The sequence below is a fragment of the Protofrankia sp. Cr1 genome, from assembly GCF_963555865.1.
In the GTDB taxonomy this organism is placed as follows: domain Bacteria; phylum Actinomycetota; class Actinomycetes; order Frankiales; family Frankiaceae; genus Protofrankia.
Map to the genome: position 1 here is coordinate 1 of NZ_CAUVXO010000477.1, position 4,011 is coordinate 4,011.

3 protein-coding genes are annotated in these 4,011 nt (G+C 66.8%); 2 read left to right on the forward strand and 1 reads right to left on the reverse strand.

Going from position 1 to position 4,011, the window contains the following annotated elements; all coding sequences use genetic code 11:
- Positions 1–113 precede the first annotated feature (113 nt).
- Together U9980_RS24075 and U9980_RS24080 are read left to right on the forward strand one after the other, a co-directional pair.
- The gene (locus tag U9980_RS24075; RefSeq protein WP_322770017.1) at positions 114–1,343 is read left to right on the forward strand and encodes a cytochrome P450; all 1,230 of its coding nucleotides are present in this window, start codon (positions 114–116) and stop codon (positions 1,341–1,343) included.
- Positions 1,344–1,387: 44 nt separating this feature from the next.
- Complete coding sequence (locus tag U9980_RS24080; protein ID WP_322770018.1) at positions 1,388–2,173, forward strand: DUF3050 domain-containing protein; 786 nt, start codon at positions 1,388–1,390, stop codon at positions 2,171–2,173.
- 25 nt (positions 2,174–2,198) lie between these two features.
- On the opposite strand, the gene U9980_RS24085 is transcribed toward U9980_RS24080, so the two are convergent.
- Positions 2,199–3,626: an IS4 family transposase gene (locus U9980_RS24085; RefSeq protein ID WP_322770019.1), complete on the reverse strand. Its 1,428-nt coding sequence runs from the start codon at positions 3,624–3,626 to the stop codon at positions 2,199–2,201.
- Positions 3,627–4,011 lie beyond the last annotated feature (385 nt).

Here is a 4,011-nt window from a genome sequence, read left to right on the forward strand (position 1 = left end):
AGCCAACACCGAGCGCCCCAATCCATCACGGACGGCACGACCAGCGTGACTGAGACAGAGATCCTCAGCTCCCGCAGCGTAACTGCAGTGTTCCCAGAAACTGGAGGCAAGCAATGAACGTCGACGATTCGTTGGACGCGCCGCTGGTCGACATGCCGATCAACCCGGCGCCGGGGGACTGCATGCCCACCATGCTCGCCGCCGGCCGGGTAGCACCGATTGTCAAGATCAAATACTACGACGGAACCGCATGGGACGTCTGCGACATGGATCTGGCGCGCAGTGTCCTGGCCGACCGGAGGCTGAGTAAGGACATCGCGCTCACCCCCGACTGGATGCGGGTCCCCGGCGAGTTTACCGGCTCGCAGCCCAGCGCCGAGATCGCTCGCGCCATGGTGATGAGCGACGGTCCGGAACACACCCGGATCAGGAACTTGCACGCACGGATCTTCACTCCACGCAACACCGAGAAGTGGGCCACCGGCCTGTCCCCGCTCGCGGAGGAACTGCTGGACGGGCTCGCCGCCGAGGCGGCCGCGGGCGACGGCGAGGTGAATCTCGTTGAGGGCTACACCCATCCGATCCCGCGGGGCTCTATCTGCAAGATGATCGGCCTCCCGCCGGGAATGCACGCGGAGCTGAAGCGCGTCACGGACGACATCATCTACTCGCCGGACCTAGCCGTGCGGGGGCGTGGTATCGGTGCGCTGGTCGCTGCGGTCACGGGGTGGGCCAATGATCCGAGCCCGTTGCAGGAGGGAGTGATGACCGCCCTTCTCGACGCGGTCGACGGCGAGGCTGCCGTCACGATCAACGAGGTCGTGACGTGGACAGTCGGCCTGGTGATGGCCGGCTACGAATCGACGGCGAGCCTGATCGCCTCAGCGATGCTGGAGGCGTTGCGCAAGCCCGCCGGCCAGCGTCCGGGCTCGGAGGCGGAGATCGAGGCGTGGATTGAGGAAACCCTCCGGGTACATCCGCCGTTCCCGCACGCGACCTGGCGGTTCGCCACCGAGGACCTTGACCTTGGCGGCCATCTCATCCCCAAGGGTGCAGCTGTGCAGATCAACGTAGCCGCGGTCAACCGCTGTCCGCACGGGGAGCTCGCGGACGATTTCGACCCGAGCACAGCCCTCGGCCACCTCAGCTTCGGCGTCGGTCGCCACTACTGCCTCGGTGCGCCGCTGGCCCGCCTGGAGGCCAAGATCGCCCTGACCTCCTTCCTGTCCCGCTTCCCGAACGCCAGGCTGAGCGACACCACCGATGTGAGCTGGGAGTCCGGCTGGTTGACCCGCCGCATCAGCGTCCTGCCCGTTGTATTGGCCGGCGTCGGCTCGCCCTGACCCGCACCGACCCCGTATCCCGGCCTGAAACGGAGCGGACTGCCATGTCTCGTAATGACTGGGGCAAACAGTATTCGTCGATCGACGACCTGCGTACGAAAATCGAGAACGCACGCGTGGCGGTCACCAAACATCCGATCTACAGCCGCTTGAGGACTCTGGAGGACGTGAACACCTTTACCGAGAACCACGTGTTCGCGGTCTGGGATTTCATGTCGCTACTCAAGGTGCTTCAACGGAACCTCACCTGCGTCGAGGTTCCGTGGGTGCCTCGCGGTTCACTGGAGAGCCGCCGTCTGATCAACGAAATCGTCCTAGCCGAGGAAAGCGACGAGTTCGGCGGTGGTCACATCAGCCATTTCGAAATCTACGTCGACGGTATGATGCAGGCAGGTGCCGACACCGGGCCGATCATCGATTTCCTGAATCTGATCCGCGACGGATCCGAGGTGCTCCGGGCGCTCGCCGCCGCCGCGGTGCCACCGGCGGCCGCTGCCTTCGTCGCGGCCACCTGGAACCTCATCACGACCGCGCCGCTGCACTGCCTCGCCGCGGCATTCGCGTTCGGTCGAGAGGAACTGATCCCCGAGATGTTCGACCAGGTCCTCCGGAACGACGACCAGATCAGCAAGTTGACCACGTTCCGCGGCTACCTGGCGCGGCACATCGAGGTCGACGGCGAGAAGCACACACCGATGGCGATGGCGATGCTCACCGACCTGTGCGGCGACGATCTGACCATGTGGGACGAGTGCGCCACCGCCGTCGTTGGTGCCCTGGACGCGCGGGTCACCCTGTGGGACGGCATCGTCGCAGCGCTCGACTCCTGACCCGTCCGGCCCCAATGGCGCTGCTTTAAGGTGATCGTCGTGGTTCGAGGCAGTGAAGTTCGATGCGTCGGTGGACGTTGACCACGGCGGGTTCGCCGGGCCGTCGGGCGGGGAAGTCGCCGGCCTTCTTGGTCTTACGGGGGCTGGCCCGGTCCGGACGGTCCCGGACGAACCCCGCAGGCTGGAGGATCTTGAGGAGGAAGGTGGCCAGGGCCAGATCACGGCGGTGAGGGGGGAAAGCCGCCGTGACGGTATCGGTCGCGGCGGTCAGAGCATGACGGAAACTGATCTTTCCGGGGGGTATGCCGGTAGCGTCGACGGCAGCGCCGATGAGCTGGTGGACGGCCTGGTAGACGGCGAACAGCGCCCACATCTCCTGCGCGACACCCTCAGGGTCTTTGCTACGCAGGACGGGCTGACCCGCACCCATGTCGGTCTTATGATGACCGATCACGGTTTCGCACTCCCAGCGCATCGGGTAGGCGCACGCCAGGTCGAGCGCCGGGTAGGCCTCGACGTCGAGCAGGTCGGTCACCAGGACGAACAGCTCCGAGACGGATGCGGCGCCGCCGTCGGCGGGGCTGGTGTGCACGGTGTACTCGATCATCCGGACGGTGATCGGGAGGCCGTCGGCCGTCCGCGCGGGCTTCAGCTCGGCCAGGTAGGTCCCATCGGCGAGCACGTCGACGGGAGTGAGGGCGAACGACGCCGACGCCCGCCACAGCAGGTGCGCACCCGTGGCCAGCACATCCCGGGCCAGGGCATGAGACAGGAAATTGCGGTCCGCCAGCACCAGCATCCCCGGACCGAACACGGGCAGCAGATCCAACGCGAGTGTCTGCTCACCGACGGTGTACGGGCCGAACGTGGCCCCGACCAGCGCCCCGGTCCCCGACTCGGCCGCCACCAGCCAGCGGACCTGGGGAAACGCCCCGACCCGGCCCGCCGTGGACGGCCGAGCGAACACCGCGTCGTTGTCGTCGGTGGCGGGCACATCCGTCGTGGTGCCGTCCATCGAGACCACCCGCAGCCCGCACAGGAACACTCCGGGGGCACCCTGGGCGCCGACCGGCCCGGCCACCGCGTCGAACAGCATGCGCAGCGGGTCGGCGCCCACCCGTGCCCGGGCACGCGACAACGACGAACCGTTCGGCGGTCTCCATCGTCGGCCCCCGCCGGCGTCCACCCACCCGGCGGGGTCCAGTCCCACCCCCGCGGGTAACGCCTCTGCCCGGCGCCGGTGGTACAGGCCGTCCACGACCTTCGACAGCACCTGCACATACCCACAGTTACGGCCCCGGAACAGCCATACTGCCAACACGAAGTAGACCACCAGCCGGGACGGCAGCAGCCGGCGCCGCACTTCCACCGTGTCGGTGTCCCACAGCACTCGGTCCACCAGTTCCGGCGGGAACGCCTTCGTCAACGCCCCCAACGACACCCGGTCCGGCAACCAGCCGTCCGGCGATAACCCCTACGACCCGTCGTGTCCCACCTCACCCACACTACCAGCAAACGATCACTTAACGCATGGCCATTGCGCCCGGCCCGGGCACCGTGCCCGGGCCGATGGCCGGGAGGGAACAGGATGTGGCTCTGTTGCGAGGAACAGCCGGCGGGTCTTATCCAGTGGCGGAGCAGGTTCGGATCATCGGAGCCGGCGTGCGTTTTCGCGGTGGTATGTAACAATCACACGCCGGTTTCATCCTATGCCGTTCGGTACATCCAGGCTTAGGGAACCGGCGGTCCGAGATTCTCCCATGAAGTGCACGATCTCTTCGTGATTGGTGGATATCACCGCGTTTAACGCGCCCACCCGGTACCACAGGTCGATCCGG

What these genes read in the sequence shown, in the direction of transcription:
- U9980_RS24075 (WP_322770017.1), top strand. Translation starts at nt 114, where the DNA reads ATGAACGTCGACGATTCGTTGGACGCGCCGCTGGTCGACATGCCGATC.
- U9980_RS24080 (WP_322770018.1), top strand. Translation starts at nt 1,388, where the DNA reads ATGTCTCGTAATGACTGGGGCAAACAGTATTCGTCGATCGACGACCTG.